Below are 26,281 nucleotides of genomic sequence, written 5' to 3'. Positions count from 1 at the left end.
CCTTTTTCGACGCCGATCACCCCGCTACCGGGGTCTCTTTTCCACGCCGATCCACACCTTAACATTTCTACGGCATCAAGGTGCCACTGTCAGTCTTGCTCTCGTCGCCGGCTAAGTTCGAGGAACGACCGACTTTGGCCAAAATGCAGCAAGACGCATCTTTGAGGTGGCAGCCAATCTCGTCCTCACGCGGTCTGGTGCAGTTGCTCTGACAACACCACCGGCTTCAATCCACCCTCGGTAAGCTCATCAGGGGCTTCGAAGGGGGCTACCCCTATGGATGCACTACAGGGCGGCGGGAATCGACGGGATCGACCGTTTCCTGCTCAGCCAGCTGGCTTTCTGGATAGATGAGCATGATCGCGGCACGTTTGCGATGGGTGCGCCGACGAGCCATGTTCTCAAGGTCACCGGTCGTCAGCCGGAAAGCGTCGAGGCGATCACCCGGCGCTATGCTGCGCATGGCTGGAGCCGACAGTGAGTAAGGGATAGCTCCGCCTATCGGAGACGAGTTGCGATAGACTGGCAGTACTTCCAACCACCCCCAGCATTTGGTTTGCAGTCAGACGACTTTCGGAATTGCATCGTCAAAAATCGTTCAAGTCGAGCGATCAAACGCGTCCGAGATGAAATCCTGTCCAAGTCTCAGGCCAACAGGATCGACGCTGTGGCCTACACCGTGGGATATGTGCGTCGTGACCTCGACGCCAAGTCGTTTGAGCTCGCTTTTTGCCATATGCAATGCCGCGATCGGAACTACTGAATCAGCCGTTCCATGGATTAAAAGCACCGGCGGTTTCGAGAACTGGGGGTGCGCAATTCCAGCCGTACCAGTGAGCATCCCGGAATAGCCTACCACCGCCGCTACCGCTCGCGACCGGCGCAGCCCGATGTGAAGCGCCATCATCGTGCCCTGGCTAAAGCCGACCAGCGCCAAATCCTCATCGGTCAGTTCGTATTCGCGCAGTTTGCGGTCGATAAAAGCATCGATTGCGGGAGCAGCCGACGCAGCGCCTGCTGCCAGCGCCGAGGGCGAAAATCCGGATAACCCCCACCATTGATAGCCTGACCCCATCATCCCACAGCGCTGAGGCGCGTGCGGTGCAAGGAACAACGTATCGGAAAGCGCATCTTGCCATTGCGGCGCAAGCGAAATCATGTCGGTACCGCTCGAACCGAAGCCGTGAAGTAGCAGTACGATCTTCTTGGGCCGAGCCCCATTCCGCGGCTTCAGGCTGGCGCCATTGACAATTTTCGACAACGATATCTTTCTTTCATACTCGGGGAAGGCCGCCGGCCTGTGGCCGCCACTCTGGCTTAATACCGAAATCCGAGCCACCGAATAGGTGAAATCGCCGATAGTAGTTTTCTACCAAACTCGAGATATTATAGAAGCGTTGGCTGTCAAGACGGCCTTTGTTTACTCCGGGACATTTTGTTAATCACTGGCAATGCTGTTCGTCATGTGCCGCGCACCGCATTCACGCATTCCGCCAACCTCACCTTCGCCGAGGCTGCTGCACTGCTGCTGGAGGCGATCACCGCATGGGAGGCGCTGGTCGATCGCGCTGCGGTGCGCCCCGGCGAGCGGGTGTTGGTGCATGGCGGCACCGGCGGCGTCGGGCATGTAGCGGTGCAGCTGACCAGGGCGCTCGGCGCGATTGTGCATGCCACCGTCTCTTCCGATGACAAGGCCCGCATCGCTATGTCGCTCGGAGCTGATGCGACGATCGATTACCGCCGGACATCCGTCGCCAGCTATGTCGCCGCGCACACCGGCGGCAGGGGTTACGACGTCGTGTTCGACACGGTCGGTGGCGACAATATCGAACCTTCGCTCGAGGCGCTGGCAGTAAACGGTCGCTGTGTGTCGATCGTCTCGGTCGGCGCGACGTCCGATCTCAGCGCGCTGCACCTCAAGAACGCGCGGCTTTCGACCTCGGGGTTGCAGAGCCCAGACGAACCCGATCGCAGATCGCATTCGGCGAATATCTGACATTGTCGGCTAGCCTTCATCACTTTCTCGCGGAGGCTATCGATCAGTTTGTCTTTGGCGCTTCGCCCGGGACGACTTTGATCTGGCTCAGCATGGCGCTGTCCCATATTTGATCGGAAACGAGCCTGCGGAACCGCGGAAGGAGGTGCGCCACCGTCCCTACAGGGTATCTCGTTCTTGGCTTGCGTGCGGTTGCCGCATGGACAATCGCGTCAGCTACTTTCTCGGCCGAAACGGTTGCGGATCCCCGCCCTTCGAGAAGCCCCGTGGCCATCTTGATCCACGCCTTTTTGAACTCGCGATAGGCCGCCTCCCCGCCATCCGGTGGCATGGTTTTAAGCTGGCGGTTAACGAAGTTCGTGTCGACCCCGGTCGGCTCGCCCACGGCGACGTGGACGCCGAAACCGCGCACCTCGGCTCGCATCGCGTCGGTCAGGCTTTCCACGGCATATTTGCTCATATGGTAGGCACCTGCTCCCGGCGTCGTCATCAGACCACCAACGCTGCCGATGTGGATGATCCGACCCGAGCGGCGGCGGCGCATCGCTGGCAACACAAGCTGGCTCATTCGAAGCAGCCCGAAGACGTTCACCTCGAACTGCTCGCGCAGGACGTCCATCTCGAGTTCTTCCATGGGTCCGGTGATGCCGTAGCCAGCACTGTTGACCAGGACATCGATGGCCCCCGAATGGCTTTCGACATCGGCGACCCCTTCGATCATCGAAGCCTCATCGCGGACGTCGATCATGACAGGCCGAAAGCCAAGCTGGCGAACCTTGTCGGCGTTTTGCGGGGTGCGGACACCGGCGTGAATTGTGTACCCTTGATTTGCGAGCCCGTGAGCGGCCGCAAGACCGATCCCGCTGTTGGCACCGGTTATGAGCGCATTCTTTACCATCGTTCTTCTCCTGATGCCCCTAGGGTAGTTGTTGGCGGTAGCCGGGGGCACGATCTGAGCGGATATCTGTTCAGGCGGTGGGCAGCCCGAATTGCGGGGCAATCACGGCGTCCCATTCGCGGTCTGACAACGAGCGGAGGGCGGTTGCCTGCCCGATGCTGGACGACGGACCCGTCATCAATGCTGTTCTGTTGATCATATCATCTTTCCCTTCGCCGCCAGCCGCGCCTCGCGTCCGACTCATGTAAACACCGGGCTACATGGCTCAGATGCGTGATGCTTGATTGCGTGTCAACAGTCGTCTACATAATATGCAGGATGATCGACGGAACGACATGAGAACCGAGATAACGTGCAGAAAAAAGGATGGCGCGGCCACTCGCGAAGCCATCCTGGTGGCCGCCCGTGCGGCGTTCACCCAAGTCGGGTACGACGGCGCTGGCGTGCGCGAAATAGCCGCCGCAGTTGGCGTTCATCCGTCGCTGGTAAATCGCTACTTCGGTACGAAAGAGCAGCTGTTCGCGGAGGCTGTACCAGCAACCTTTTCTGTACAGGAACTTTTGCCGGACAGCACAAAAGGCTTTGGATACCAGCTCGCTAGCTATGTTCTCACCAAGGAGAAGAGAGAGTTCGATGCGACATTGGCGATGGTCCGCTCGGCCGGCAATAATGATGCAGCGCGTATGTTGCGTGCCGGACTTGAGGAACGATTTGTACAACCGCTGTCCGAATGGTTGGGAGCACCTTCGTCCGATCAGCGGGCGGGGCTAGTCGTCAGCATTCTTGCCGGGGTCGCAGTCATGCGCGACGTTTTGGGTATCGAAGTGCTCAAGACTAATCATGATGTCGTGTGCAAGTTGCTCGGGCAGACGCTCGAGCAGATCATTGATCTGGCTGATGATGACGGTGCGTAGATGACGAGCGGTTGCCCGGCCGCCCGGCTAATGTCGAGCCGTAGGCCCGGACCACGAGACGAAGCTGTCGCTTAATGGTCTTGTAGCGAGGGTCAGCTTCCATCAGGAGCGGACCTCGCACAGTCTTCCTTAGCTTATGCCCAACGAGAACCAGAGGCCCGATGTCCGACGGGCAAGTTCTAAGCTGAGAACGCAGCATAGCTTCCATTCACCAGCATGCGATGTGGTGAACGGGTGCCTCAAAACAGACCCTGGATTCGTCCATCGGTGTCAACGCGGATCGACTCGGCTGCCGGCACCCGCGGCAGACCGGGCATCGTCATGATCTCACCGCAGATTGCGACGACAAAGCCTGCTCCGGCCGCCAGCCGGACGTCGCGCACGGACACGACGTGTCCGGTCGGTGCGCCGAGCGCGGCAGGGTCGGTCGAAAAGCTGTATTGCGTCTTGGCAATGCATACCGGGAGATGCCCGTACCCCGCATCCTCCCACCGCGCGAGTTGCGCGTGCACTTCCGGGGAGGCCACCGCCGCCTCGGCGCGGTAGATGCGGGTTGCGACCGTGTTGATCTTTTCGAACAACGGAACGGCATCGTCGTACAGCGAGGCAAACTGCGACGGTGCATCGGCGATTGCGACCACGCGCCGGGCCAGTTGCTCCGCCCCGGAGCCGCCATCGGACCAATGCGTGCAGATTATCGCCTCGGTCCCGTGCGCTTCGGCAATTTCCGAGACTGCGGCCAACTCATCATCGCCATCGGAGTGGAACCGGTTGATCGCGACCACCGCCGGCACTCCGAATTGGCGGACATTCTCGATATGGCGGATGAGGTTGATTGCACCGCGACGGACCGCCTCGACATCCGGGCGGGCAAGGTCGCTTTTGGCGACGCCTCCGTTCATCTTGAGCGCCCGGACGGTCGCCACGATGACAACGGCATCGGGGCGCAGCCCGGACTGGCGGCACTTGATGTCGAAGAATTTCTCCGCGCCGAGATCCGCGCCGAACCCGGCTTCGGTCACGACATAGTCGGCGAGCTTGAGCCCGGTCCGCGTCGCGATCACCGAATTGCAGCCATGCGCGATATTGGCGAAGGGGCCGCCATGAACAAGCGCGGGGTTGCCCTCGAGCGTCTGGACAAGATTGGGTTTGATGGCCTGCGCCAGCAGCACCGCCATGGCGCCGTCTGCATTGAGGTCGCGCGCAGTCACGGCCCGCTTGTCGCGCGTGTAGCCGACCACGATCCGGCTGAGCCGCGCCTCGAGATCCGCGAACCCATCGGCAAGACACAGGATCGCCATCACCTCCGAGGCGACGGTGATTTCAAATCCGGATTGCCGGGGAAAACCGTTCACCGCGCCGCCGAGCGACTGCACGATGTCCCGCAGCGCCCGATCGTTCATGTCCAGCACGCGTCGCCAAACGATCCGACGAACGTCGATTTCGAGCGCGTTGCCCCAATAGATGTGATTGTCGATCATCGCAGCGAGCAAATTGTGGGCGCTGGTGATCGCGTGAAAATCGCCCGTGAAGTGGAGATTGATGTCTTCCATCGGCACGACTTGCGAATAGCCGCCCCCGGCAGCCCCGCCTTTGGTCCCGAAGCACGGACCAAGCGACGGTTCGCGCAGGCACAGCATTGTCCGCTTGCCGATCCGGCCGAGCGCGTCTGCGAGGCCGACTGAGGTGGTGGTCTTGCCTTCACCTGCCGGTGTCGGGTTGATCGCGGTTACGAGGATCAGTTTGCCCGCTGCATGGTCCGGATCGAGCCGGTTGGTGTCGATCTTGGCCTTGTGACGCCCATAAGGTTCGATCGCGTCGGCAGGAATGCCGGCGCGCTCGGCAATTTCCAGGATCGGGCGGATCGCAGCGGCGCGCGAGATTTCGATGTCGGACAGCATATGGTTCTCTACCATTTGGCGAGGGCAGGGCGGGCGCTTGCCTGGCGTCACATCAAAAGGCGGGCGATCCATTCGTCGACGCGGCGTTCGAGGATCGACAACGGCTGCGATCCCGATGCAATCAGCAGGTCGTGGAAGCCCTTGATGTCGAATTTGTCGCCCAGCGCCGCCTCGGCCTTGCGGCGTTGCTCGATGATCCTGATCATGCCGATCTTGTAGCCGGTCGCCTGTCCGGGCAGCGTGATATAGCGGCGCACTTCTGACCGCGACCGCTGAAGCGGCTGGCGGCCGGTGACGTTCATGTATTCCACCGCTTCGTCTTCGGTCCAGCCGAGAGCATGGATGCCGGTATCCACTACCAGTCGCGCCGCGCGAAACAGCTCTGCATCCAGCCGCATGAAATCGGCGGCGATGTCGGGAAAGGCGCCCATTTCCTTGCACATTGCTTCGGCATAAAGGCCCCAGCCTTCGCCGAACGCCACGTAGCCGGTGACCGAACGGAACTTGGGTCCGCCTTGCTGGCGCACTTGGATATCGCCCTGCATGTTGTGGCCGGGAATCGCCTCATGGCACATCAGCGTGTAAAGCGCTGCGGGATCGGGCGTGTTGCCGACAAGGTGGACATAGGTGCGCGCGGGCCGCGAACCATCGGGGCTCGGAGACGAAGCGTGGGCTGCGCCGCCGGCCACTTCCGAAAAGGCCGGTTCGCGCACCACCTCGATGCCATAGGCCGGCAAAGTGCCGAAATAGGGCGCCAGCAAAGTGCGCGTTTTGGCTACGAAGGCGTTGGCGGTGGCAAGATATTCCTCGCGCGCGGCATCGTCATAGGGGCGCGGCGGATAGAGCCGGGCACGCTCGGCATAATAGGCGCTGCGATCCTTGAAGCCGGCGTTTTGCGCCAACCCATCCTGCTCCGCCTCGATCCGCGCGACTTCGGCGCGGCCGATTGTGTGGATGTCCTGCGCGGTCAGATCGGTGGTCGTGTTGAGCTGCAATTCGGCGGCGTAATAGGCCTCCCCGCCCGGCAGCGTCAGCGCGCCGACCTTGCCGCTTGGGGCATTGGGCAGGCTCGCTTCCGCCCATTGGATGACGCGGCCATAGGCGGGCTGCAACGCAATGATCGCGGTGCGGGCTTCTTCCAGCAGCGCGTCAGCCTCGGCGCGGGAGAGCTTTCCCTCTGCCAGCAGCGCTTCGGTCTTGGCCTTCACATCGGCCCACAGCGCGGCGTCCTCGCCCTCTCCGAACGGTGCGCCCGAGGTCAGCTTGCGGCTGCCCTCGATGATCGTTTCGATCTGGAAGCGCGGCGGGTGGATGCCGGCGGCCTGGCTCACGACGGTGCGCTGGATGGCGCGGCCGAGCACCGCGGGCATGCCGCGCAGGCGGGCGATGTAGTTCCTGAGATCGGTGACGTCGGCCACCGAGTGGGTGTTGACGAGGAAATCGGGTAGCTGGCTGTGCGCCGAATAGAGCCGCGAATAGAACGGCGGGCGGTAGATGCGGTTGGCATAGGCGAGCGCCGCGCGCTCGGCCTCCAGCGCCCAGATATCGAAATTGACCTGGCCCTCGGGGGAGAGCCTGGCGCGGTCGAAGCCCGCAAGCATCCGCGCCGCGCTGGCTTTCCGCCATTCGAGTTCGGCGATGGCAGCCTCGTCGCTGGTGTCGTTCCAGCGATCGCCGCCCTCTTTCATCCCGAGCCGGGTGGCAAGCTGCGGCTGGGTCTTCAGCCACTCGGCAAATTCCGCATCGAGGAATGCCGTCAGGCGGGCGTCTTCCTGCGCGGAATCTCCGACCGGGGCGGCAACAGGGCCAGCATTATCTTGCGCCAGCGTAGCCGCGCTGGGCAGCGTAAGCGCCGCGATGGCGGTTGCGAGGGTGCAAGAGAACGTGGGCTTCATCTGGAATCCTATCGCTGGCCGATGATCGATCGGCCCTGAAGGGCATGGTCCGCCGGGCGTAGCGGGCAAAGCGTCGAGGGTGAAGGATTTTTGGTTCGATCTATGCGATCACTGCGGTGTTGCAATCTGCACGGGCTGGTTCGCCGCCAATACTCAATGCCACCGCTTCGGCAATCCTGATCCCGTCCACCGCTGCCGACAGGATGCCCCCGGCATAGCCTGCACCTTCGCCGGCAGGAAACAGCCCCCTGGTGTTCAGGCTTTGAAGATCATCGCCGCGGGTGAAGCGGATCGGTGACGAGGTGCGCGTCTCCACACCGGTCATCACCACATCGGGATGATCATAGCCCGGAATCTGCCGGCCAAAGACGGGCAGCGCCTCGCGCATCGCGGTCACCGCGTAGTCGGGCAGGCATTGCGCCAGATCCGTCATGTGCACGCCGGGCTTGTAGGATGGCGTGACCGAGCCAAGCGCTTCGGAAGGACGTCCGGCAAGAAAATCGCCCAGCCTTTGCGCCGGAGCCTTGTAGCTCGATCCGCCCGCGACATAACGCCCAGCTGTCGAGCCGCGTGCCGGGCTGCCATTGATCCAAATTGAGCATCGCTTTCTCCAGACACGCCTGCACGACATCGTCGGCATCGGCAAGATTGCCGGTGAGCACCCGGGCGAACCGGCGCAGGCGCGGGATCAGCGCGATCAGCGCCTGCCTGGTCGTGTCGTCCGTGATGATCGGGCGGGTCATGGGGCCAACGGTTCAGCGAGAGGAAATATTCCGCCCTTAGACAGGACGTCCGCGTAAAAGGAAATGCAGTTGTATAAAGTGTGATAGGCAACGTTGGGCTTGTCCGGCTGCTTTCGGGTTCAACAGGGGATGTCGATGCGGTTCAGGGTCATCATCGCGTATCTCCTGGCGATGGCTGTTGCGCTCGCCCCGGCGGCTTTCGTGCAGCATGCCCCGCTCGCCGCGCAGGAGGCCGGCGACGAAGATGACGACGATGATGATGATGATGACGACGACGATGATGACGATGACGGCGGCGATGACGATGACGACGATGTCGAAGACCCGGACGAACAGGACCCCGGCGACGATCCCGGCGACGACGATGCTGGCGACAACGATGCTGGCGACGACGATCTCGGCGGCGATGATGCCGGCGGGGAGGATGAAGCGGAAGGCGGCGACGACGGGGCCGGCGATGACGACGCGGGCGGGGACGACGACGCGGGAGAGGACGACGCTGCTGGCGGCGACGATGCCGGGGGTGACGACGACGACGGCGGAGCCGGCAGCGGTGATGACGACGACGATGCGGCATCGGGCGGCGGCGACGACGATGATGACGGCGCGGCCAGCGGCGGCAACGACGATGATGACGATGACGACGACAGCAGAAGTTCCGGCGGCGGCGACGACGATGACGACGGTGGCAATGACGACATCACCGATGATCGCGGCGATATCGACGATGCCGACGAGGCGGTCGATCAGGAGCCGACGCAATGGGAAATCATCGTCGGTGACACCGAAGCCGACCGCGCCGCGCTCGATGAAGGCGACCGCATCGGCGCCGATGGCGACGGATTCCGCTATCGCCGCGGCGAGTTCGTCGCGCTCGATCTCACTGCCGAGGATCTGGCAGAGATAAGCGCGGGCGGCTTCGCGGTGATCGACAGCGTGAAGCTGGACGCGGTCGAAGGGACGCTGTTGCTGCTGCGCGGCCCGGCTGAAATCACCGACGAGGCCGCGCTCGACGCGCTCGACGCGCTCGTCGATCCCGACATCATCGGCTACAACCACCTGTTCGACAGTTCGGCGGTGCAGACCAGCCGCCGGCGCGGCGCGAGCCTGCCCGAACGCACGGCTTGCGGGTGCGACATCGGCCTGATCGATACAGGGGTTGCGACCGGGCTCGATTTCTTCCGGCACGTCACGCTGACCCAGCGCGCGTTCAACGGCAAGACCGCCCAGCCACGCCTTCACGGGACCGCTGTCGCGCATCTGATGGCCGGCACCCGCCGCGCTCCGGCGCGCGCGACGAAAATCTACGTCGCCGACATCTTCAGCGGTCCGCCCGAAACCAGCCCGGCGCGATTGGCGCGACCGCTGGATCGAACGCGGCGCACCGCCCGAACTGGTGCGCATCCGGGTGAGCTTCAACGCAGGCGATCGGCGGCAATGGCCCGATCTGATCATCCGTCCCGCGCCGACCGTCAATGCCGCCTGCACACTTGATCCGGGCACCGCCACCTGTTCGGGGGACGCGGCATGATCCGCACCGGCACCATTCTCGATATGGACATGGCAGGCCTTGGCCCGGCCCTGCGCAGCGGCTGGGACTGGTGGACCGACGAGTTGGCGCGGATGATGCCCGAACGCTGGCATGCGCGCCCGCAATCGCTGAGCGGCCCGGTGGCCGAATTTGATGCAGCGGGGACGTTGACTCTCGATGGCGCGGTGCTTGAGCCGGCGGCGGAAGGCGCGCGGCGGCGGCTGATGCATGTTGTCCTCCCCGCCAGCGCAGTGATGACGGCGCGCCCGCTGCTGCCGCGCCTTGCGAGCCGTGATCTGGCGCGAATCGTGGCGCTGGATCTCGACCGGCTGCTGCCATTCCCGCCTGGCACCGCGATTGCGGCGGCGCGCGCGCTGCCCGATGCGGATGCGGCGGGACAGACGAAGATTCCCACACTGGTCGCAGGAATGCCGCTGGCGCGTGCGGCTGCGCTGATGGAGACAGCGCGCGCCGCCGGGATCGAACCGCTTAACCTGACCTGGCAAAACCCGGACGATGCTGCGATCACGCTGGACCTGCTGCCCGCTCTCGTCGCCAGCGGCCGGATCACCCCGCGCCGCGACACGCGCCCGTTCTGGTGGGGGCTTGTAGCGGCGCTGTTCATCGCCAATGTCGGGTTGATGATCTGGCGCGATGTCGCCGCGACCGACGCCTTCGCCGAAGAGGTGGCCGAACAGCAGGCCACCAGCACCGCCGCGCGCGCGATTGCAGCACGGATCGGGCGTGAGACCGCGTTGCGAAAGATGATGATCGCCGAACGCAGCGCGCATGATCCACTTGCGCTGTTGGCAGTGGCCAGCCGCGCGCTCCCCGAAGGCGCCTGGGTGCAGCGCTATGCCTGGACGCCCGAAAGCTTGCGCCTTACCGGATACATGGCCCCCGGCAGCGATATCCAGTCTGCGCTGCGCCGCACCGGGCTGTTTGCCTCGCTTCAGACCAGCGTGTCCGATCCGACCGCCGAAGGCGGCGGCGGGCAGCCGTTCGATATCAGCGCCGCGATCGCTGATGCCGCCGATCAGACGGACAGCGCGCCATGACCAGCCTGTCCGACCGCGAACGCCGGCTGGTGGCGATCCTCATTCTGATCGCACTGATCACGCTGGTATGGCTTGCCATCGTCGCCCCGATCTTCGCCGGGTTCGAAGCCCGCGCGCAGGAGCGCGAACGGTTGGCGCTGGTGCAGGCCAGCAATCAGCGGCTGATCGACAATGTCGCTCTGCTGCGCCGTCAGGCCGAAGCGCAGAGCGCCGATATGGCGCGGTTCCATCTGATCGCCCCGACCCCGGAAGCCGCATCCGAACGGCTGAAAGACCGGGTTTCGGCCCTGATTGGCGAGGCGGGCGGCGAGGTGCGCGCCTTGCAGGATCAAGAGTCTGAAGCAGGCCGCGTCGCGCTCAAGATCGAGGCGCGGTTGGCTGAGGCGCAACTGCCGCGCCTGCTCGAACGCCTTCAGAATGCCGAGCCGCTGCTGGTGCTGCGCTCGCTGTCCGTTTCGGCCCCCGGCGCGCTCGGCGCCGAGCTTTCCGCCCCTTCGTCCCGCAATCTGGATATTCGGTTTGATGTCACCGCATCGCATTCCCCGGCCTGAGCGCGCCGAAGGCACGGTGCTGGCGGCGCTGCTTGCGGTGCTGTTGGCGGTGATGTTGTGCGTGCAGTTCCTGCTGCCGCGCGATCGCCCTGCGGTGCCTGATGTGCCGTCGATGGCTTCGCGCCAAACCACGCCGCAGGTTGCGCTTGTGGTTGCCGATCCGGTGCTGGCGCGCCGGGCGATGTTCCGGCCGACCCGCCTTGCCAGCGCCGGGTCTGACGCGGCAGGCATGTCTTTGGGGCCGCTCGACGGTGCGGTGCCAGCGGGGATCGTGCGGGTGCGCGGTGCGCCGCGACTGGTGTTGCAGACCCCGGACGGCAAAAGCGTCACCCTGCGCCCCGGTCAATCGTGGCAAGGCTGGCGCTTGATCGGCATCGGCAATGACGAAGTGCAGTTCCGGCGCGCGGGCGAGACAATCACGCTCGGTCTCGGAGCAACCGATAATTATCCCTATCCCGGCTATGCCCCGCCATCATATGACCCGCAGGGCTATGATGGCGGGTATCGACCCAATCAGGCTGACGAACAATGACAAGCCATCTTCCTCTGCGCCGCGTGGCGCACGTGTTGTCCGCCAGCGCGGCGCTGCTGTGGAGCGCAGCCGCTTTCGCCCAGACCGTGCCCGATGATCCTGCGCGGCAGGATGAAACCGTCGACGCTGTGATTATCGAAGGCGAGCCGCGCGCACCGATTGTGGCGCAGCCCGCCCCGGTGCTGGTGCGCGGCGGAGACATCGCGCTGAATTTCCCCGAAGCCGATGTGCGGGTCGTGGCCCAAGCGGTGCTGGGCGATCTGCTCGGGATGGAATTCACCATCGGCGACGGCGTGTCCGGCCTGGTCACGGCGGTCACCGCGCGCCCGATCAGCCGGGATTCGCTGCTGCCGTTCCTTGAGGATGCCTTTGCGATCGGCGGATTTGCGCTGGTGCTGGATGGCGGCGCTGCGCGCATCGAGCCGATCGGACAGGGCATCGGCAGCGGAATTGCCGGGCCGGATACGCCGGGCTTCGGCACCGAATTGCTGCAACTGCAATTCGTCAATGCCGATCAGATGCGCGCCCTGATCGCGCCGATCCTGCCCAATGTGGTCTCGGTCTCCGATCCCAGCCGCAATATCCTGTTGCTGCGCGGCACATCGGGCCAGCGGGCCAGCGCGCGCGATCTGCTTCTGCAGTTCGACGTCAACTGGCTGCGCAACATGAGCTTTGCACTGATCATCCCCAAACGCACTGATGCGCGGGTGATCGTCCCCGAGCTGGAAAAGCTGATCAACGCCCCCGATTCCCCGACCCGCGATCTGGTGCGGATCATTGCGATGGAGAAGCTGAACGGCATCCTCGCGATCAGCCGCCAGCGGCAATATCTCGATGATGTGAACCGCTGGATCGAAATCCTCGACCGTCAGGGCCAGAACAACGAGCCGCGCCTGTTCGTGTACCGCGTGCAGAACTCGCGTTCGCGCGATCTGGCGCGTACGCTGAACCGGGCATTCGGGCGCGGCGGCAGCGACGAGGAACAGGTAGAGCAGCAACAGGCTGCCTTCGCCGATTCGGGCGCGGCTGATGGGGCCATCCAGACCGGACGGGGGCAAGGCGAAGGCGCGGCCGACGGGCTCGGACAAAGCCGCGCGGGCACGAACAGCTTTGGTACCGCCGCTGGAGCAGGGCAGGCAGGCCCGGCCCGTTTCGGCGATAGTTCGGCCGATGACAGCGGCAGTACAGGCTCCGCGTTCCGCGCAAGCTCGGCGATGCAGATCACCAGCGACGATACCAACAACGCGATCCTCGTGTTCGGCACCCCGCGCGAATATGCGGTGGTCGAAGACGCGCTGCGCAAGCTTGATGTGCCGCCGCTGCAAGTGCTGATCGAAGCCGCGATCACCGAAGTCAGCCTGACCGACGATCTGCGCTACGGCCTGCAATGGAGCTTCGTGGAAGGCAACGAGAGCGCGGTGCTCACCGATTCCGCCACCGGCACCGGATTGATCCGCAATGTGCCCGGCTTTTCGTTCCTGTTCGGCAATGCCGGCAGCCTGACCGGGGTGCTCAATGCGCTCGAAGGCAAGACCAAGGTCAATGTCGTCTCCGCGCCCAAGCTGGTGGTGATCAACAACCAGACGGCGACGCTGCAAGTGGGCGATCAGGTGCCGGTGCTGACTCAGAATTCGACCTCGACGATCGCCAATGCACCGATCATCAACGCGGTCGAATATCGCGATACCGGCGTGATCCTGCGCATAACCCCGCGCGTGAACAGCAGCGGGTTGGTGCTGCTCGATATTTCGCAGGAGGTCAGCGATGTGCAGTCGGCGCGCGCGGCGGGTTCGGGGATAAATTCGCCCACCATCGCGACCCGCCGGATCAGCACCAGCGTGGCGGTGCAGGATGGGGAGGTGATGGCGCTGGGCGGGCTGATCCGCAACGTCCAAACCCGCGACAAACAGGGCATCCCCTTCCTGTCGCAGATCCCGATCATCGGCGCATTGTTCGGCCAGCAGGTCGAAGCGACCGACAAGGTCGAACTTGTCGTGCTGCTCAAACCAAGGGTGATCCGCACTGTCGACGATGCGCGGGCCGTGACCGAGGAACTGCGTAACAAGATCCGCTCGCTCGAACCCTTTTCGACCACCGGCGAAATTCCCTGACCGCACCCGCGCGCCAGAATAGCGGTGGGCGCAGGAACGGCTTTGCCCTGGTGGTGGCGGTGGCGAGCCTGGCGGTGCTGGCACTGCTGGCGCTGACGATGATCGAGGCGACGCGCGGATCGACCAGATCGGCCCGCGCCGAACTGGACCGTGCGCGGCTGAGCGCTGCGGCCGATGCTGGGATTGTGCTGGCGGTGCAGGGGCTGGCGCAGGCGAACCCTGCGCGGCGGTGGCAGCCCGATGGGCGGCTGCGCGAAATTGAATTCGCCGGCGCCACGCTGGAAATCCGCATCGAGGACGAACTGGCCAAAGTGCCGATCAACCTGATTGGCGAAGAACAGGTCGAAGCGCTGCTGGCCGAATTCGGGTTGCAGGGGGCGGAACTCGAAGCGGCGCGCGATGCGCTGCTTGATTGGCGCGACAGTGACCGTGATCCGCGGCTGCGCGGCGGGGAGCGTGACGACTATGCAGAAGACAGCGTCCTTCCGCGCGATGGGCCGCTACGCAGCAATGGCGAATTGGCGGCGATCCCGGGGATCGGACCGGGGCTGGCAGCCCGGATGGACCCGTTCGTTACCGTGTTTGCGATCGATAGCGGGCGCTTTGCTCAGGACCGTGCGAGCCCTTTGGCACGGCGGGTCATGACCGAGCGGGTGTTCGAAGAGGCTGTCGATGGCGTGGCCGTGCGCGAAGGCGGTTTGGCTCCGGAAGACACCGGCCGGATCGATGACGGGGTGACGGGCCGTCCGCTCAGGATCATCGTGCGAGCGCGCAACACCAGCGGATCGGCCGCAAGGCGCAATGTCGTTATCGAACTGACCGGCAACCAGGCGCGCCCCTATGTCGTGCGGTCACGCGATTAGCGAGGGCCGTTGCTTACCGTTAGGCCCCATGGGGCAAAGGCGCCGTTGCGGATCGCCGGATCCGACGCGGCGGCGGGCGACGAGGTGATCGCCGCAGGACGCTCTGCCGCTAACGCCACGATGATCGGAAAACCATCGCTGCGAACGGCGGCCCCGCGCGGACGATAGAAGATATGCGCGGCAATCTGGCGCACCCGCGTCAAGCTGGGTGCCCAATAGGGCGAGACATAATCGGCGTGATAATGGGTCGCCCCGCGCACGTGATCGGCGCTCTCGCCTGCAAGGACCCGCGCCGCCACCACCCGCGACGCGGCCATCGCGCTGACACTGCGCGCACGGCGCAAGGAACCATCGCAGGTGAAGGTGAACTGGCAACCGGTGCGTCTGTGCGAGCCCTGCCGCACCACCCCGCAAGCGGTGTCAGGATAGGCCGGGTCGCGCACCCGGTTGAGGATCACCTGCGCCACCGCTTCCTGCCCGGCAGGCGGTTCCAACCCGGCTTCGTAGGCAATCGCCAGCGCGAGGCATTCCGCCGCCGCTTCGCCGCTTTCGCCGATCAGCGACGGGGGAAAGTATCGCGGCGCATTGTCCCAAGGTGCCGGTGCCGGTGCCCGTGCCAATGCGGCACCGGGCGCGGCGATACCGGCCGCGACTGCGACAGCGCAGATCAGGCGGTACAGCGCAGCAGGCATCCGATGTGAGTTCCCCCAATTCCATCAAAACCTGAACCACTCCAGCCGGTCCGTCAATGGCTATCCGTGTCCGGCGACGAGGAAGATGACCCAAGCCGCCGCCGCCATCAGACTGCCAAGCGGCAGCGCGGTGTCGCCTGAAACCGGACGGCGGGCCAGCAGCATCAGCAGTGCAGCAGCCAGCCCGATCACGCTCGCCCCGATGACGGTGCCGATCACGCCCATCGGACCGATGCACACGCCGATTGCCCCGAGCAGGGGCGGGTCGCCCCCGCCCATCCCGTCGCGCCCGCGCAGCAGCCGGTATCCGCGCGCCACACTCCACAGCATCGCAAACCCCAAAGCGCCGCCTGCAAGGCCTGTCCACAGCGGCAACAGGCTGTCTGTCTGCCAGCTCTGCCATCCCAGCGCCGCCGCGCCGCTTGTCGCCAGCAGCGCCGCCAGGATGCGCGGCAACCACAGGTGGCGCGCGTCGATCACCGCCAGCAGCAGGAGTTGCCAGCCCAGGATCATCGCCGACACCGCCAGCCCGGTGGGGGCGATCAGTACCGCTGCCGCCCCGATCACAGCGCCGCCAATCTCGCACCCCGGTTGCCACCACCCGATCTGCGCGCCGCATGCCCGGCACCGTCCGCGCAGCGCCAGCCACGACAGCAGCGGCACCAGATCGCGTGCAGCGATCGGTGCCCCGCAGCTGTCGCAGGCCGAACCCCCGGTCAGGATCGAACGATCTTCGGGCAGCCGCACCAGTGCCGCGCCGATGAAACTACCGATCGCAGCGCCAGCCAGCGCGGCGAATATCGCCAGCAATGCCGGGGGAATATCGGAAATCATCGTGCATTCCCGAACCGCGCAGGGTGTAAGGCGTGGCCGGTCGGCAGCGGGTTGGCGGCGAAGCGCATCATGATCGAAATGGCCATATCAGGCTGCGCCGCAATATGTCATTTTTCCTGTAACCAAGGCGCGGTCGCGCGCGAACCGATCGATGTGGGCCAGACGGGCGCACGAGGATCTAGAGAAGGGAACCACCGCATGAAATCGACACTCGGTATCGCCGCCGCCTCGCTGGCATCGCTCGCCGCAGCATCGCTGATCGTCACTGCTGCCCCCGCCGCTGCCCAGGCCAAGGGCGCCAAGGAAAAGTGCTACGGTGTTTCGCTCAAGGGCAAGAACGATTGCGCTGCCGGCCCCGGCACAAGCTGCGCGGGCACGTCGACGATCGACTATCAGGGCAATGCCTGGAAGTATGTCGCCAAGGGCGAATGCGACAAAATGGGCGGATCGTTGGTCGCCAAGGCGGGCAACACCAAGCCGATGGCTGACAAGCCGATGGCCGAGAAGGGCTAAAGCCCTCGGGTCGCCTTGAATGCTGGCCGATATCGCATCCATGAACCCCCTGCCGCAATCCGCCGGGGTGGGACTCAAGCCGCAGCATTACCAAGCTGCGCTTGCGCTGATATCGGCCGGCATTCTTGACTCCCCCTTACTGCCGGGCTGGTTCGAGGTGCATCCTCAGAATTACTTCGGCGCGGGCGGCCCGCCGCATCGGTGGTTGACCGCCTTTGCCGAGCGTGCGCCGTTGAGCTTTCATTCGGTCGGTCTATCACTCGGCAGCAGCGACGGCGTTGATCCCGCCGAGCTCGAACAACTCGCCGCACTATGCGATCGTTATGACCCGGCGATGGTGTCCGATCATCTGAGCTGGAGCGGCAGCGCCAGCAACCATTATCCCGATCTGTTGCCGGTGCCCTATACGGCTGAAGCGCTCGATCAATTCGCCGCGCAGGTCGGCCGGGTGCAGGACCGGCTTGGGCGCATGATCCTGATCGAGAACCCGTCGCGCTATCTGGCCTTTGCCGGGGATACGATGGATGAGGCGGCGTTCCTCCAGGCGCTATGCGCCCGCGCGGGGTGCGGGCTGCTGCTCGACATCAACAATATCGTGGTTTCGGCCACCAATCTCGGGCTCGATGCCGCTGCGATGGTCGATTCGATCAGTCCCGCGCTGGTCGGCGAAGTGCATCTGGCGGGCCACGCCCGCGAAGATCATCCGCACGGCACGCTGCTGATCGACGATCACGGTTCGGCGGTATCGCCCGCGACCTGGCACCTGTTCGAACGCTTCATCAGCCGCGTCGGTCCGCGCCCGGTGCTGATCGAATGGGATACCAATGTGCCCGAATGGGGCGAACTGGTGGACGAGGCTGCCAAGGCTGACGCGATCCTGCGGGCGGCAACCGCGCGGGAGCCTGCCGATGCGGCGGCTTGATGAAGGCCAGCGCGCGGTGATGCGGGCGCTCGATCAAGGGCCTGACCATGTGCCGTACGATCTGTTCGCGGGCTCGCCCGAGCGGGTGCTGGCGGGGATGAAGGTCCACGCCAACACCATCTCGCACGCCCGACTGGTCGCGCTGGAGGATACCTTCCCCCGCACCCGCGCCGTGATCGGGCATGACCGGTTCAACGCAGTGTCGCGCGCGTTTATCGATGAGGCGGGGGTGACCGCGCAGCCGCATGGCGAGATCGGCGCGGGGTTTGCCGCGTTTCTGGCCGCGCAGGGTGAAAACGCCGCCGAACTTGCGCGGTTCGAATGGCTGTGGCTGCGCGCCTATCACGCCGCCGACAGCGCGCCGCTGGAACTGGCAGCGCTGGCGGGCTTTGCTCCCAACGACCTGCTCCACATCACACTGCGCCGCCACCCTGCGGCTTGGGCAGACAGGTTCGCGGTGCTGGTGCATGACCAGATCGGTGCCGAGGTAGCGGGCTTGGCCGAGGCTGAGGCGATCCTGATCACCCGCCCCGATGCCGATGTCCTGATCGCCCCGGCCAGCGGATTGATGGCCGAAATCCTCGGCGCGGCAGAAAATTCGCAGACCATCGGTAACCTTCTGACGATAGGCAGCGAATCACAGCATGACGCAGAAGATCCGGTTGCAGCAGCAATACAGGCAGTGGTGCTGCTCATCAATGCAGGCGCGCTGATCCATGCGTAGCTGCGGGGCGAAAGGCACGACGTGACAGCCATTCTTCGATCCTATGATCGCCTGACCGGGCTGATCGGCGGCCGCGTGGCCGAAGGATTGGCGCTGCTGTTTGTGCGCGTCGCGTTCGCCGGGATCTTCTGGCGCTCGGCCCGGACCAAGGTCGAAGAAGGCAGCTGGCTGACGATCAGCGACACCACCTATTTCCTGTTCTCGGAAGAATATGCGGGCGTGCCGCTGCCCAGTGAGCTTGCCGCGCAAATGGCAACCATGGCAGAACACCTGTTCCCCGTCCTGCTGGTGCTGGGCCTGTTCACGCGCCTGTCTGCTCTGGCGCTGTTGGTGATGACCATGGTGATCCAGATTTTCGTTTATCCCGAAGCCTGGTGGAGCGTGCATGCGGTGTGGGCCGCGCTGGCGCTTACGTTGATCGTGCGCGGCGGCGGGATGTTCAGCCTGGATGCGGCATTGCTGAAGGCGCGCGGCGCATGAGAGCCGACGAAGCCTCGCTCGCGCGGATGATGGTGATGAGCCAGCAGGGCGACAAGCAGGCTTACGCTGCGCTTCTCGAGGCGTGCCAGCGCTGGCTGCGCGGTTATTACAGCCGCCGCATCGCGCCCTCGAGCCTCGACGATCTGGTGCAGGAGACGCTGATCGCGCTGCATACCAAGCGCGCCTCGTGGGATTCGACCCGTCCGTTCCTGCCATGGCTGGCGGCGATTGCGCGCTATCGCTGGGTCGATCACCTGCGCCGTCTCTACCGCGCCAGCGAGCACGAACTGCATGAGGAGTTGATCGGCACCGATGACGAACCGGCAATCTCCGCGCGTATCAGTATCGACCGGCTGCTCGGGCTGCTGCCCGAAGCGCAGGAACGCGCGATCGCGCTGGTCAAGATCGAAGGCCTGACCATCGCCGAAGCTTCGGCGGCGACCGGGCAGAGCGAATCGCTCGTTAAAGTGAACATCCACCGGGGCCTGAAGAAGCTGGCCCACATGATCGAGAAAGACTGAACCGATGCCCCGCACTTCCGATGCCCTGATCGCCGAGCTGGTGGGCGAGCTTCAACCGGTGAGGCCGCTGCGCTTTGGTGACGGGATGGCGCTGGCGCTGGCAGCATCCTTGACCTCGGCGGCGGTGGTGGTGTGGCTTTATGGCCTGCGCGGCGATCTTGCGGCGGGCAACGTCAATCCGATGCATCTGGTGGCGACCGGGCTGTTCCTCGGTCTGGCACTGGCGGCGACGGTAACCGTGGTGATGATGAGCCGCCCCCAGGTAGGCAGCGATCACAGCGGCTGGCGCTGGGCGGCGGGGATGGCGGGGCTGCTGCCGCTCGCCGGGCTGATCGTTGCGCTGAGCCGCGGCTCGGACATGGTCTGGTCCGAAAGCATGCGCCACGGGACGGAGTGCTTTGTTGTCGGCGGCACGGGCTCACTGCTTGTGTTCGGGATGCTTGTGTGGTGGCTGCGCCGCGGCGCGCCGACCGCGCCCGACCGGGCCGGGCTGGTCGCGGGCGTGGCAGCCGGGGCGTTCGGCATCTTCGCCTTTTCACTCCATTGCCCGGACAACGACATCGTCCATATCGGCATCTGGCACAGCGCGGTGGTGCTGACGATGGCGGCGGCCGGGCGCGCGCTGGTGCCGCGCCTGATCCGCTGGTGATCAGCCCGCGCCAACCCCGCGCGGCACCGCAGGCGACGCGGCGCGCGCGGGCAATCGGCGACGCCAGAAGGTAACGACCGCAAGGCTCCCCAGCAATCCGAGGCCGAGCCCCGCCAGCGTCATCACGATCCGCAACGGTAACGCCATCGCGCTCCCCGCCATCCGCGCTGAGTGCAGCGGATAGAGCGCATTGCGCACGCGCAGCGCCAGCGGCGCGGCCTCGGCGTCGCGCGCCATCAGCACGGTGCCATCGCCTGCCAGGGTCAGCGTGGTGCGGCCGTTGGGATGCCATTCCTGCGGACGCCGCAATCTGATCGTCACCGCCTCACTTTGCGCCTTGGGCCAGACGATCATCCGCGCCTCGCCATCGGGAAAGCGGGCGCGTGCAGCGCCGATCAGCGCGGGCCAATCGGCGGCGGAGTCGGCGGCGGCGCTGGCGCTGGCGCTTCGCGGAGCAGGCGGATCGGCCTGCCATGCCGCCACCTCGGCCGCCGGGGAGAGCGGGGCCAGCACGACATCGCCGAGCGGTTTCAGCACCATCAGCGCGCCGGTGACGGCAGCAAGGATGATCGGCAGCGCCAGCACTGCGCCGATATCGCGGTGATGACGGATGATCGCCGGGCGGGTCATTCGCGTTGGCAACGCGCGCCACGCGAAGGTGCGCCGGGTCGGCCACCACAGGATCAGCCCGGTCACCGCAAACAGCAGCGCCGCGATGCCGAGCCAGCCGCTGATCAGCTCGCCGGTGTCGCCGATCAGCAGATGGTGATGGAGATCGAACAGCAGCGTTTCGGGCCGGTCCCACACGCTGTCCCACCGCGCGAGCAGCGCGCCGTCATGCGCTAGATAGGCCCCGCCGCCTGCGGGCAGTCCGGCCTGCGCCGCGCCGAATTCCGCCGAGGGGAGCGTCAAGTAGGTCGCCCCCAGCTGCTCGGCCCCGGCGATCATCGCCAGGATTTCGGGCTCGGTCGGCGCGCGGGCGGTCTGCGCGACGCCGACCCACCACGGCTTCCAGAGCAGCGCCGCGCCCGACAGCCCGAGCACCGCCAGCCCGAGGCCGACCACCCCTCCAAGCCAGCGATGCGCGATGCCGAGCACCCGCCGCATCAGAAGCTGCCGAGCCAGCCGAGCGTCACCGACCGCCCGCGCCCGGCGAAGAACCGCAGGTTGTCGGCCGGGCGCTGGGTGTCGCTGTTGTAGTCGATATACTGCCGGTCGAGCAGGTTCTGGCCCGAAAGGCTGACACTGCCCCTGCGGGTCGCAACGCTGATCGCGCCATCGAGCAAGTGGTAACCACCAAAGTCGTTGCGCGGATCGCCGCCGTCGAACCGCTTTGCAAAATGGGTGCGCGATTGCAGCCGCAGGTTCACCGGTCCCAGCGCCCAGTCGGCCGAAAGGTTCAGCCGGTCCGGGCCGATGTTCGCGCCATCGAGATCGGCGTTCACTACCCCGTCATCGTCGGTGTCGACCCGGCCGTCGAGGTGCGCGTAGCCGAGCCCGATGCGCAGACCTTCGATCGGCGTGGCGGTGCTGAGGTTCAGTTCCAGACCTTGGATCTCGATTTGCTGGCGCTGCACCTCGAACACGTCGCCGACCAGCACCAGCAGCTGCCCCTCGTCGCTGTCCGACCAGAAATAGGTGGCGCTCGCTTCGATCGGTCCGCGCGTCACTTCGAACCCGATCTCGCGGTTGTCCGCCACGACAGGGGCGATGTCGAGAAAGGTATCGAGGTCCACCCCCGGCGTGCGGATCGCGCGGGTGATCCGGCCGACATCGGGCACGGTGTAGCCTTGCGCGTAGCTGGCATAAGCGCGAATACCGGGGGCCGGTTCGACCACGATCCCGCCATTGGGCAGCACCCGGTCGAACCGCGGCGAACCGCCGCCGACCTGCTGCGGGCCGTAGAACCACAGGGTCTGGTAGTCGGGGATGTCGATCTCGACATTCTCCCACCGCACGCCGCCTGCCAGGCGCAATTTGCCATCCCACAGCGCGAGGTTGGCTTGGCCGAACGGCGCGATGCTGCGGTAATCGGTCGGCGGCACCCAGACGCGGTCGGTCGCGGCGAGTTTCTGCACGGTGGAATCGTTGAGCAGGTCGACGCCGGCGACAAGGTTCAATGGCCCGAACCCGCGTTCCCAGCTGGCATTGACGCCCCATTTGCGGCTGATGTTCTGCGACTGGTCGAACAGCGTGCCGAGCGGGGCAATCGCCGGGTCCTGAAAGTCGGCGAAGGTGCCGCCGCCATAGATATCGGCGGTGCGGTTCCAGAACCCGCGCACTCTGAGCGCGCCGCCCGCCAGATCGTCGGCAGTGAGCGTCAGCGCAAGGCTTTCTGCAAGGTTCTCGGGCGCATCGCCGGGAACGACCCCGGGCGCGCCGGTGGAGGGCAGGCCGGTGAGCCGGTTGCCCGCGACCGCGATCAGATCGCCTTCGCCCTGCAACCGGAACCGCTGGCCCATCGCCTCGATCCGCACGCCCGCGCCGAGCTCCACGCCTGCCTTGGCGAAGAAGCTGAGGCTATCGGAATCCATCAGATCGCCTTGCGTCCCGTCGGGCGCGATGCGGCGTTCGCGTGCGTCGCGGAACACCCCGCGGCGTTCGTAAGCCGCGCCCACGACGACATCGAACGCGCCCGAGCGATTGGCGATCAGCGCGCCGACCTTTCCGCCGAAGCCATCATCGCGAAAGCCGTTCTCGGCAGTGCCTTGCAGGATCGTGCGCGCGCTCCAGCCGTCTTCGGCCGGGGCGGAGACGGTGACTTGGTTGATCACCCCGCCGGTGCCGCCGATGCCCTGCAATGCGTTGGAGCCGAGAATAAGCTCGACCCGGTCGATGAAGAACGGATCGATGGTGAACCCGTCGCGCGACCCGTCACGCAAGGGGGCGGTCTGGGGGATGCCATCGATCGCGAACAGCGGTGAGCGGCCGCGCAATGTCTCGCCCTGCCCGGTGAGCTTCTGGCGTGAAGGGCTGAAGCTGGGGGTAAGCGCGGCGACTGCATCGACCACCGAGCCCGAGATCAGCAGTTGGCGCTGCAAGGTCTCGCGGTCGATCACCTCGGCGGTCAGCGGCAGGGCGGTGATCGGGAGGTTGGTGCGCGCTGCGGTGACGATGATCGGCTCTGCCGTTGTATCCTCATCGGCCGGCAATGGTTCGGTTGTCTGAGCAAAGACCTGACCGGCAGAGGCGAGGGGGAGCAGTGCGGCGGAGAGCAATAAGGCAAAGCGCATAGGTCATTTGTTCCTGAGAATCATTCGCAACACGTCTTACGAATGATTCTCAATAACGCAATGCCTCATTTCGCGATGTTCGCAGCTTTCAGCCGGTATTGGCCCCTGTGCATTATTCGGACACAGATTCACGGTAGCCAAGCGCGATCGATATTTCGGCGTGCGAACCTCCCCATTTATATCACGTAATGAGGGGTTGATCTCAATCGCGCGGCCACGTGACGAGCGCGGTGTCTACGATAGCGAGTAGGGAATCGCGCGATGCCCCGTCGCGTGCCAAAACTGACATGCCCTGTGCGATAGCCATAACAAGCCCAGCCAGAGCGGATGGGTCGGTGGCGTGCGGGAGCGACCCATTCGCCACGTCGCGCCTGATCCGGGCCTCGAAACACGCCATTATCGAACGACGGATGTCGCCAATCATGTTTTGAACATCGTGCGATGCGGCCGATCCGCTGGCGGTAGCGCTGGCCAGCAGGCATCCTCTGGGTGTCACTTCTCCCGTATAGGCGATAGCGGCACTAGTCAGCATCGTGTGTGCGGCGTGGTAGGCATCCGGGGCGCCATTGATCGCCTGTGCCGTCGCCTCGGGATCGCCGGCGTAGCGGCGTACCGCTTCAAGAAACAGCCTCTTCTTGTCGCCGAACGCGGCATACAGGCTGGGTGCCGTTACTCCCATCGCGTTCGTGAGATCGACGATTGATGTCGTCTCGTAGCCATGCCCCCAGAAGGTCAGCATGGCTTTTTCTAGTGCGGCATCGCGGTCGAACGACAGAGGCCTGCCTGTTTTGCGCCGGGACGATGTAGATGTTTCCGGACATTCCATAGTGATCGCTTTGAAACAAGTTGACGTGCTTCAGCGGGACTAGCATGGGTTTCGTATCGAACGCTAGGAAAGTAGTCTCATGTCCCTTACCGATTTCCGTACGCTTGGCCGTTCCGGTCTTGTCGTCAGTCCGCTCGCGCTCGGAACGATGACGTTTGGTCCAGGCGAATGGGGTGCCGATGAACGGACATCGAGAGCGATCTTTGACGCCTATCGCGCGGCAGGCGGCAATTTCATCGACACCGCCGATATCTATTCGGGCGGCGAGAGCGAGACGCTGGTAGGCCGGTTCGTCGCCGAAAGCGGCATACGCGACGAGATCGTCTTGGCGACCAAATTCGGGTTCAACGGCTCGGCAAGCCCGCTGACCGCCACCCAAGCCGGAGGCGGGAACCCCAATGCAGGCGGTGCGGGCGGGAAGAACATCCATCGTGCGCTCGACGCCTCGCTAAAGCGGCTCGGCACCGACTATGTCGACCTCTACTGGATGCACATATGGGACGGCGTCACCCCCATCGAGGAGATCGTCCAGACGCTCGGTGATCTCGTCCGCTTGGGCAAGATACGCTATTACGGCCTGTCGGATATGCCCGCTTGGCTGGCAATAAAGGCGGCGACGATTGCCGCCGAACGCCGCGTGCCCAGCCCTATCGCGATGCAACTCGAATATTCGCTGGTCGCGCGTGACGTCGAAGGTGAGCACTTCCCAGCAGCGCACGAAAGCGCGATGGGCGTCATGCCGTGGAGCCCGCTCGCGGGTGGTTTCTTGACCGGCAAATATGCGCGCGGGGACACCAGCGACACTGGTCGGCTGAGCGGGGCGAACCCGTTCGGCAACAGCAAGTTCGTCGATCGGAATTGGGATATTCTCGATGTCCTGAAGGGGGTCGCGACCGAACTTGATCGGCCAGCGGCGCAGGTGGCGCTCGCGTGGACGATGGCCCGTCCCGGTGTCGCCTCTACGCTGATTGGCGCCAGCAAGGTATCTCAGCTAGAAAGCAATATCGCCGCTACCGACATCCAACTCACCACCGAACAAATGAAACGACTCGACGAAGCAAGCGCGCCTCCGCCCGGCTTCAGCTCGTCTTTGGTGCAACCATTCATTCGTCGTATGATCTTTGGCGGGCACAATGTAACCGGGTGGGGAGAGTGATAGAGTAGAGGCGTGTAGGAGCTACATGCCTCCCGTCAGGCTTGCGCCTTGGCGAATTTCATGACGGCGAACAGGTAATGACCGTGTTTCGTGTTACTTTCCTTGCTGTTGCCGGTGGGCGGCCACGATCCGCGAAACGGTGGGCTCGCTGACGCCATAGAGCCGCGCCATCTCCGCACCCGACTTGCGGCCAGAGACGACGGACTCTGCGATCTCACGGCGCTGCTTGTCGGCCAGCTTGCGTCGGCGTCCGCCGATCCGCCCCTCTGCGCGAGCTTGGGCGAGGCCGGCACTGGTGCGTTCGCGGATCATCGCGCGCTCGAACTCGGCGAAGCTGCCAACCATCTGCATCATCATGCGCCCCGCGGCCGTGGTGGTGTCGATCGCTTCGGTCAGCGAGCGGAAGCCTGCCCCCGCCAACTCGATCCGCTCCATGATGTGCAGCATGTCCTTCAGACTGCGCGACAACCGGTCAAGCTTCCAGACGACCACCACGTCGCCATCGCGCAGCTGGCCGATCATCTCCAGGAGCTTTGGCCGATCCCACCGTCCGCCGCTAGCGGTTTCCTCGAACACGCGCTTGCAGCCGGCCCCATCGAGTGCGCGGCACTGGGCCGCGTTCGACTGGTCGTCGCCCTTCGACACACGGGCATAGCCGATCAAATAGGGTTCACGGGTCATCCGGTCTCTTTCACAAACGGCCGTATCCGGAGGTGGAATCACCAGACACGGATTTCC

At 64.8% G+C, this 26,281-nt stretch carries 27 protein-coding genes and 2 pseudogenes; 16 read left to right on the top strand and 13 right to left on the bottom strand.

Annotated features, from left to right (window positions below):
• Window positions 1–280: 280 nt before the first annotated feature.
• Window positions 281–481, top strand: a complete 201-nt coding sequence (locus tag ACRANW_RS15735) for a hypothetical protein (RefSeq protein ID WP_479434048.1) — start codon at window positions 281–283, stop codon at window positions 479–481.
• 117 nt (window positions 482–598) lie between these two features.
• Here ACRANW_RS15735 and ACRANW_RS15730 read toward each other — a convergent pair whose 3' ends face one another.
• On the bottom strand, window positions 599–1,339 hold the full coding sequence (locus ACRANW_RS15730; protein ID WP_479434047.1) for an alpha/beta hydrolase: 741 nt from the start codon (window positions 1,337–1,339) through the stop codon (window positions 599–601).
• A 96-nt stretch (window positions 1,340–1,435) separates the two neighbouring features.
• On the opposite strand from ACRANW_RS15730, the gene ACRANW_RS15725 reads away from it, so the two are divergent.
• A complete protein-coding gene (locus ACRANW_RS15725; protein ID WP_479434046.1) occupies window positions 1,436–1,996 on the top strand; it encodes a zinc-binding dehydrogenase in 561 nt (186 codons plus the stop codon).
• A gap of 43 nt (window positions 1,997–2,039) precedes the next feature.
• On the opposite strand, the gene ACRANW_RS15720 is transcribed toward ACRANW_RS15725, so the two are convergent.
• Together ACRANW_RS15720 and ACRANW_RS15715 are read right to left on the bottom strand one after the other, a co-directional pair.
• A complete protein-coding gene (locus ACRANW_RS15720) occupies window positions 2,040–2,894 on the bottom strand; it encodes an SDR family oxidoreductase (RefSeq protein ID WP_479434161.1) in 855 nt (284 codons plus the stop codon).
• Between the two features lie 70 nt (window positions 2,895–2,964).
• The gene (locus tag ACRANW_RS15715; RefSeq protein WP_479434045.1) at window positions 2,965–3,093 is read right to left on the bottom strand and encodes a hypothetical protein; all 129 of its coding nucleotides are present in this window, start codon (window positions 3,091–3,093) and stop codon (window positions 2,965–2,967) included.
• Between the two features lie 136 nt (window positions 3,094–3,229).
• Between ACRANW_RS15715 and ACRANW_RS15710 the strand changes: the two genes are divergently transcribed.
• A complete protein-coding gene (locus ACRANW_RS15710) occupies window positions 3,230–3,808 on the top strand; it encodes a TetR/AcrR family transcriptional regulator (protein ID WP_479434044.1) in 579 nt (192 codons plus the stop codon).
• 239 nt (window positions 3,809–4,047) lie between these two features.
• Here the strand turns inward: ACRANW_RS15710 and ACRANW_RS15705 are convergent, their stop codons facing one another.
• From ACRANW_RS15705 to ACRANW_RS15690, 4 genes and pseudogenes are all read right to left on the bottom strand, one after another.
• Complete coding sequence (locus ACRANW_RS15705; protein ID WP_479434160.1) at window positions 4,048–5,709, bottom strand: formate--tetrahydrofolate ligase; 1,662 nt, start codon at window positions 5,707–5,709, stop codon at window positions 4,048–4,050.
• 47 nt (window positions 5,710–5,756) lie between these two features.
• Window positions 5,757–7,604, bottom strand: coding sequence for a DUF885 domain-containing protein (locus tag ACRANW_RS15700; RefSeq protein ID WP_479434043.1), 1,848 nt, complete (start codon window positions 7,602–7,604; stop codon window positions 5,757–5,759).
• A gap of 100 nt (window positions 7,605–7,704) precedes the next feature.
• Window positions 7,705–8,154, bottom strand: a pseudogene (locus ACRANW_RS15695) (FAD-dependent protein); the annotation flags it as partial.
• A 52-nt stretch (window positions 8,155–8,206) separates the two neighbouring features.
• Window positions 8,207–8,347 (bottom strand): annotated as a pseudogene (locus tag ACRANW_RS15690) (hypothetical protein); the annotation flags it as partial.
• 135 nt (window positions 8,348–8,482) lie between these two features.
• Here ACRANW_RS15690 and ACRANW_RS15685 point away from each other — a divergent pair.
• Genes ACRANW_RS15685 through ACRANW_RS15660 form a run of 6 tightly spaced genes read left to right on the top strand, consistent with a single transcriptional unit; the run spans window position 8,483 to window position 14,993 of the window.
• Window positions 8,483–9,841, top strand: a complete 1,359-nt coding sequence (locus tag ACRANW_RS15685) for a hypothetical protein (protein ID WP_479434042.1) — start codon at window positions 8,483–8,485, stop codon at window positions 9,839–9,841.
• 33 nt (window positions 9,842–9,874) lie between these two features.
• Window positions 9,875–10,936 carry a hypothetical protein gene (locus ACRANW_RS15680; protein ID WP_479434041.1) on the top strand — a complete coding sequence of 354 codons (1,062 nt, stop codon included), beginning with the start codon at window positions 9,875–9,877 and terminating at the stop codon, window positions 10,934–10,936.
• Entirely contained in the window at window positions 10,933–11,487 is a 555-nt protein-coding gene (gspM, locus tag ACRANW_RS15675) for a type II secretion system protein GspM (RefSeq protein WP_479434040.1), read from the top strand. The genes ACRANW_RS15680 and gspM overlap by 4 nt, the downstream gene beginning before the upstream one ends.
• Window positions 11,459–12,019 carry a hypothetical protein gene (locus ACRANW_RS15670; protein ID WP_479434039.1) on the top strand — a complete coding sequence of 187 codons (561 nt, stop codon included), beginning with the start codon at window positions 11,459–11,461 and terminating at the stop codon, window positions 12,017–12,019. The genes gspM and ACRANW_RS15670 overlap by 29 nt, the downstream gene beginning before the upstream one ends.
• The gene (gene gspD / locus ACRANW_RS15665) at window positions 12,016–14,130 is read left to right on the top strand and encodes a type II secretion system secretin GspD (protein WP_479434038.1); all 2,115 of its coding nucleotides are present in this window, start codon (window positions 12,016–12,018) and stop codon (window positions 14,128–14,130) included. The genes ACRANW_RS15670 and gspD overlap by 4 nt, the downstream gene beginning before the upstream one ends.
• Before the next feature lie 53 nt (window positions 14,131–14,183).
• On the top strand, window positions 14,184–14,993 hold the full coding sequence (locus tag ACRANW_RS15660; RefSeq protein ID WP_479434037.1) for a type II secretion system minor pseudopilin: 810 nt from the start codon (window positions 14,184–14,186) through the stop codon (window positions 14,991–14,993).
• Here the strand turns inward: ACRANW_RS15660 and ACRANW_RS15655 are convergent.
• Both ACRANW_RS15655 and ACRANW_RS15650 read right to left on the bottom strand, forming a co-directional pair.
• Complete coding sequence (locus tag ACRANW_RS15655) at window positions 14,990–15,685, bottom strand: cell wall hydrolase (protein WP_479434036.1); 696 nt, start codon at window positions 15,683–15,685, stop codon at window positions 14,990–14,992. The two genes, ACRANW_RS15660 and ACRANW_RS15655, sit on opposite strands and share 4 nt — an antisense overlap.
• Window positions 15,686–15,745: 60 nt before the next feature.
• Entirely contained in the window at window positions 15,746–16,519 is a 774-nt protein-coding gene (locus ACRANW_RS15650) for a prepilin peptidase (RefSeq protein WP_479434035.1), read from the bottom strand.
• 198 nt (window positions 16,520–16,717) lie between these two features.
• Here ACRANW_RS15650 and ACRANW_RS15645 point away from each other — a divergent pair, with 198 nt between their 5' ends.
• The 6 genes from ACRANW_RS15645 to ACRANW_RS15620 are packed head-to-tail and all read left to right on the top strand — an operon-like array spanning window position 16,718 to window position 20,328.
• On the top strand, window positions 16,718–17,032 hold the full coding sequence (locus ACRANW_RS15645) for a BufA1 family periplasmic bufferin-type metallophore (protein ID WP_479434034.1): 315 nt from the start codon (window positions 16,718–16,720) through the stop codon (window positions 17,030–17,032).
• Window positions 17,033–17,051: 19 nt separating this feature from the next.
• Window positions 17,052–17,954 carry an MNIO family bufferin maturase gene (bufB, locus tag ACRANW_RS15640; RefSeq protein WP_479434033.1) on the top strand — a complete coding sequence of 301 codons (903 nt, stop codon included), beginning with the start codon at window positions 17,052–17,054 and terminating at the stop codon, window positions 17,952–17,954.
• A complete protein-coding gene (locus tag ACRANW_RS15635) occupies window positions 17,941–18,678 on the top strand; it encodes an HvfC/BufC family peptide modification chaperone (RefSeq protein WP_479434032.1) in 738 nt (245 codons plus the stop codon). The genes bufB and ACRANW_RS15635 overlap by 14 nt, the downstream gene beginning before the upstream one ends.
• A gap of 21 nt (window positions 18,679–18,699) precedes the next feature.
• A complete protein-coding gene (locus ACRANW_RS15630; RefSeq protein WP_479434031.1) occupies window positions 18,700–19,158 on the top strand; it encodes a DoxX family protein in 459 nt (152 codons plus the stop codon).
• Entirely contained in the window at window positions 19,155–19,679 is a 525-nt protein-coding gene (locus ACRANW_RS15625; RefSeq protein ID WP_479434030.1) for a sigma-70 family RNA polymerase sigma factor, read from the top strand. Before ACRANW_RS15630 ends, ACRANW_RS15625 begins: the two co-directional genes overlap by 4 nt.
• 4 nt (window positions 19,680–19,683) lie before the next feature.
• Window positions 19,684–20,328: an NrsF family protein gene (locus ACRANW_RS15620; protein ID WP_479434029.1), complete on the top strand. Its 645-nt coding sequence runs from the start codon at window positions 19,684–19,686 to the stop codon at window positions 20,326–20,328.
• Here the strand turns inward: ACRANW_RS15620 and ACRANW_RS15615 are convergent, their stop codons facing one another.
• The 3 genes from ACRANW_RS15615 to ACRANW_RS15605 form a co-directional block, all read right to left on the bottom strand.
• The gene (locus ACRANW_RS15615; protein WP_479434028.1) at window positions 20,329–21,435 is read right to left on the bottom strand and encodes a PepSY-associated TM helix domain-containing protein; all 1,107 of its coding nucleotides are present in this window, start codon (window positions 21,433–21,435) and stop codon (window positions 20,329–20,331) included. It abuts the gene before it with no gap.
• Window positions 21,435–23,561, bottom strand: coding sequence for a TonB-dependent receptor (locus ACRANW_RS15610; RefSeq protein WP_479434027.1), 2,127 nt, complete (start codon window positions 23,559–23,561; stop codon window positions 21,435–21,437). The genes ACRANW_RS15615 and ACRANW_RS15610 overlap by 1 nt, the downstream gene beginning before the upstream one ends.
• 202 nt (window positions 23,562–23,763) lie before the next feature.
• Window positions 23,764–24,387 (bottom strand): TetR/AcrR family transcriptional regulator, encoded by a 624-nt coding sequence (locus ACRANW_RS15605; protein WP_479434026.1) that lies wholly within the window; start codon window positions 24,385–24,387, stop codon window positions 23,764–23,766.
• Window positions 24,388–24,466: 79 nt separating this feature from the next.
• Here ACRANW_RS15605 and ACRANW_RS15600 point away from each other — a divergent pair, with 79 nt between their 5' ends.
• Entirely contained in the window at window positions 24,467–25,543 is a 1,077-nt protein-coding gene (locus tag ACRANW_RS15600; RefSeq protein WP_479434025.1) for an aldo/keto reductase, read from the top strand.
• A gap of 93 nt (window positions 25,544–25,636) precedes the next feature.
• On the opposite strand, the gene ACRANW_RS15595 is transcribed toward ACRANW_RS15600, so the two are convergent.
• Window positions 25,637–26,224 (bottom strand): recombinase family protein, encoded by a 588-nt coding sequence (locus tag ACRANW_RS15595; protein WP_479434024.1) that lies wholly within the window; start codon window positions 26,222–26,224, stop codon window positions 25,637–25,639.
• Between the last annotated feature and the right edge of the window lie 57 nt (window positions 26,225–26,281).

The organism is Erythrobacter sp. 'gip.4 top 5' (assembly GCF_056495765.1).
Note: the sequence above shows the minus strand (reverse complement) of the source record. Positions and strands in the feature narration are given on the sequence as shown.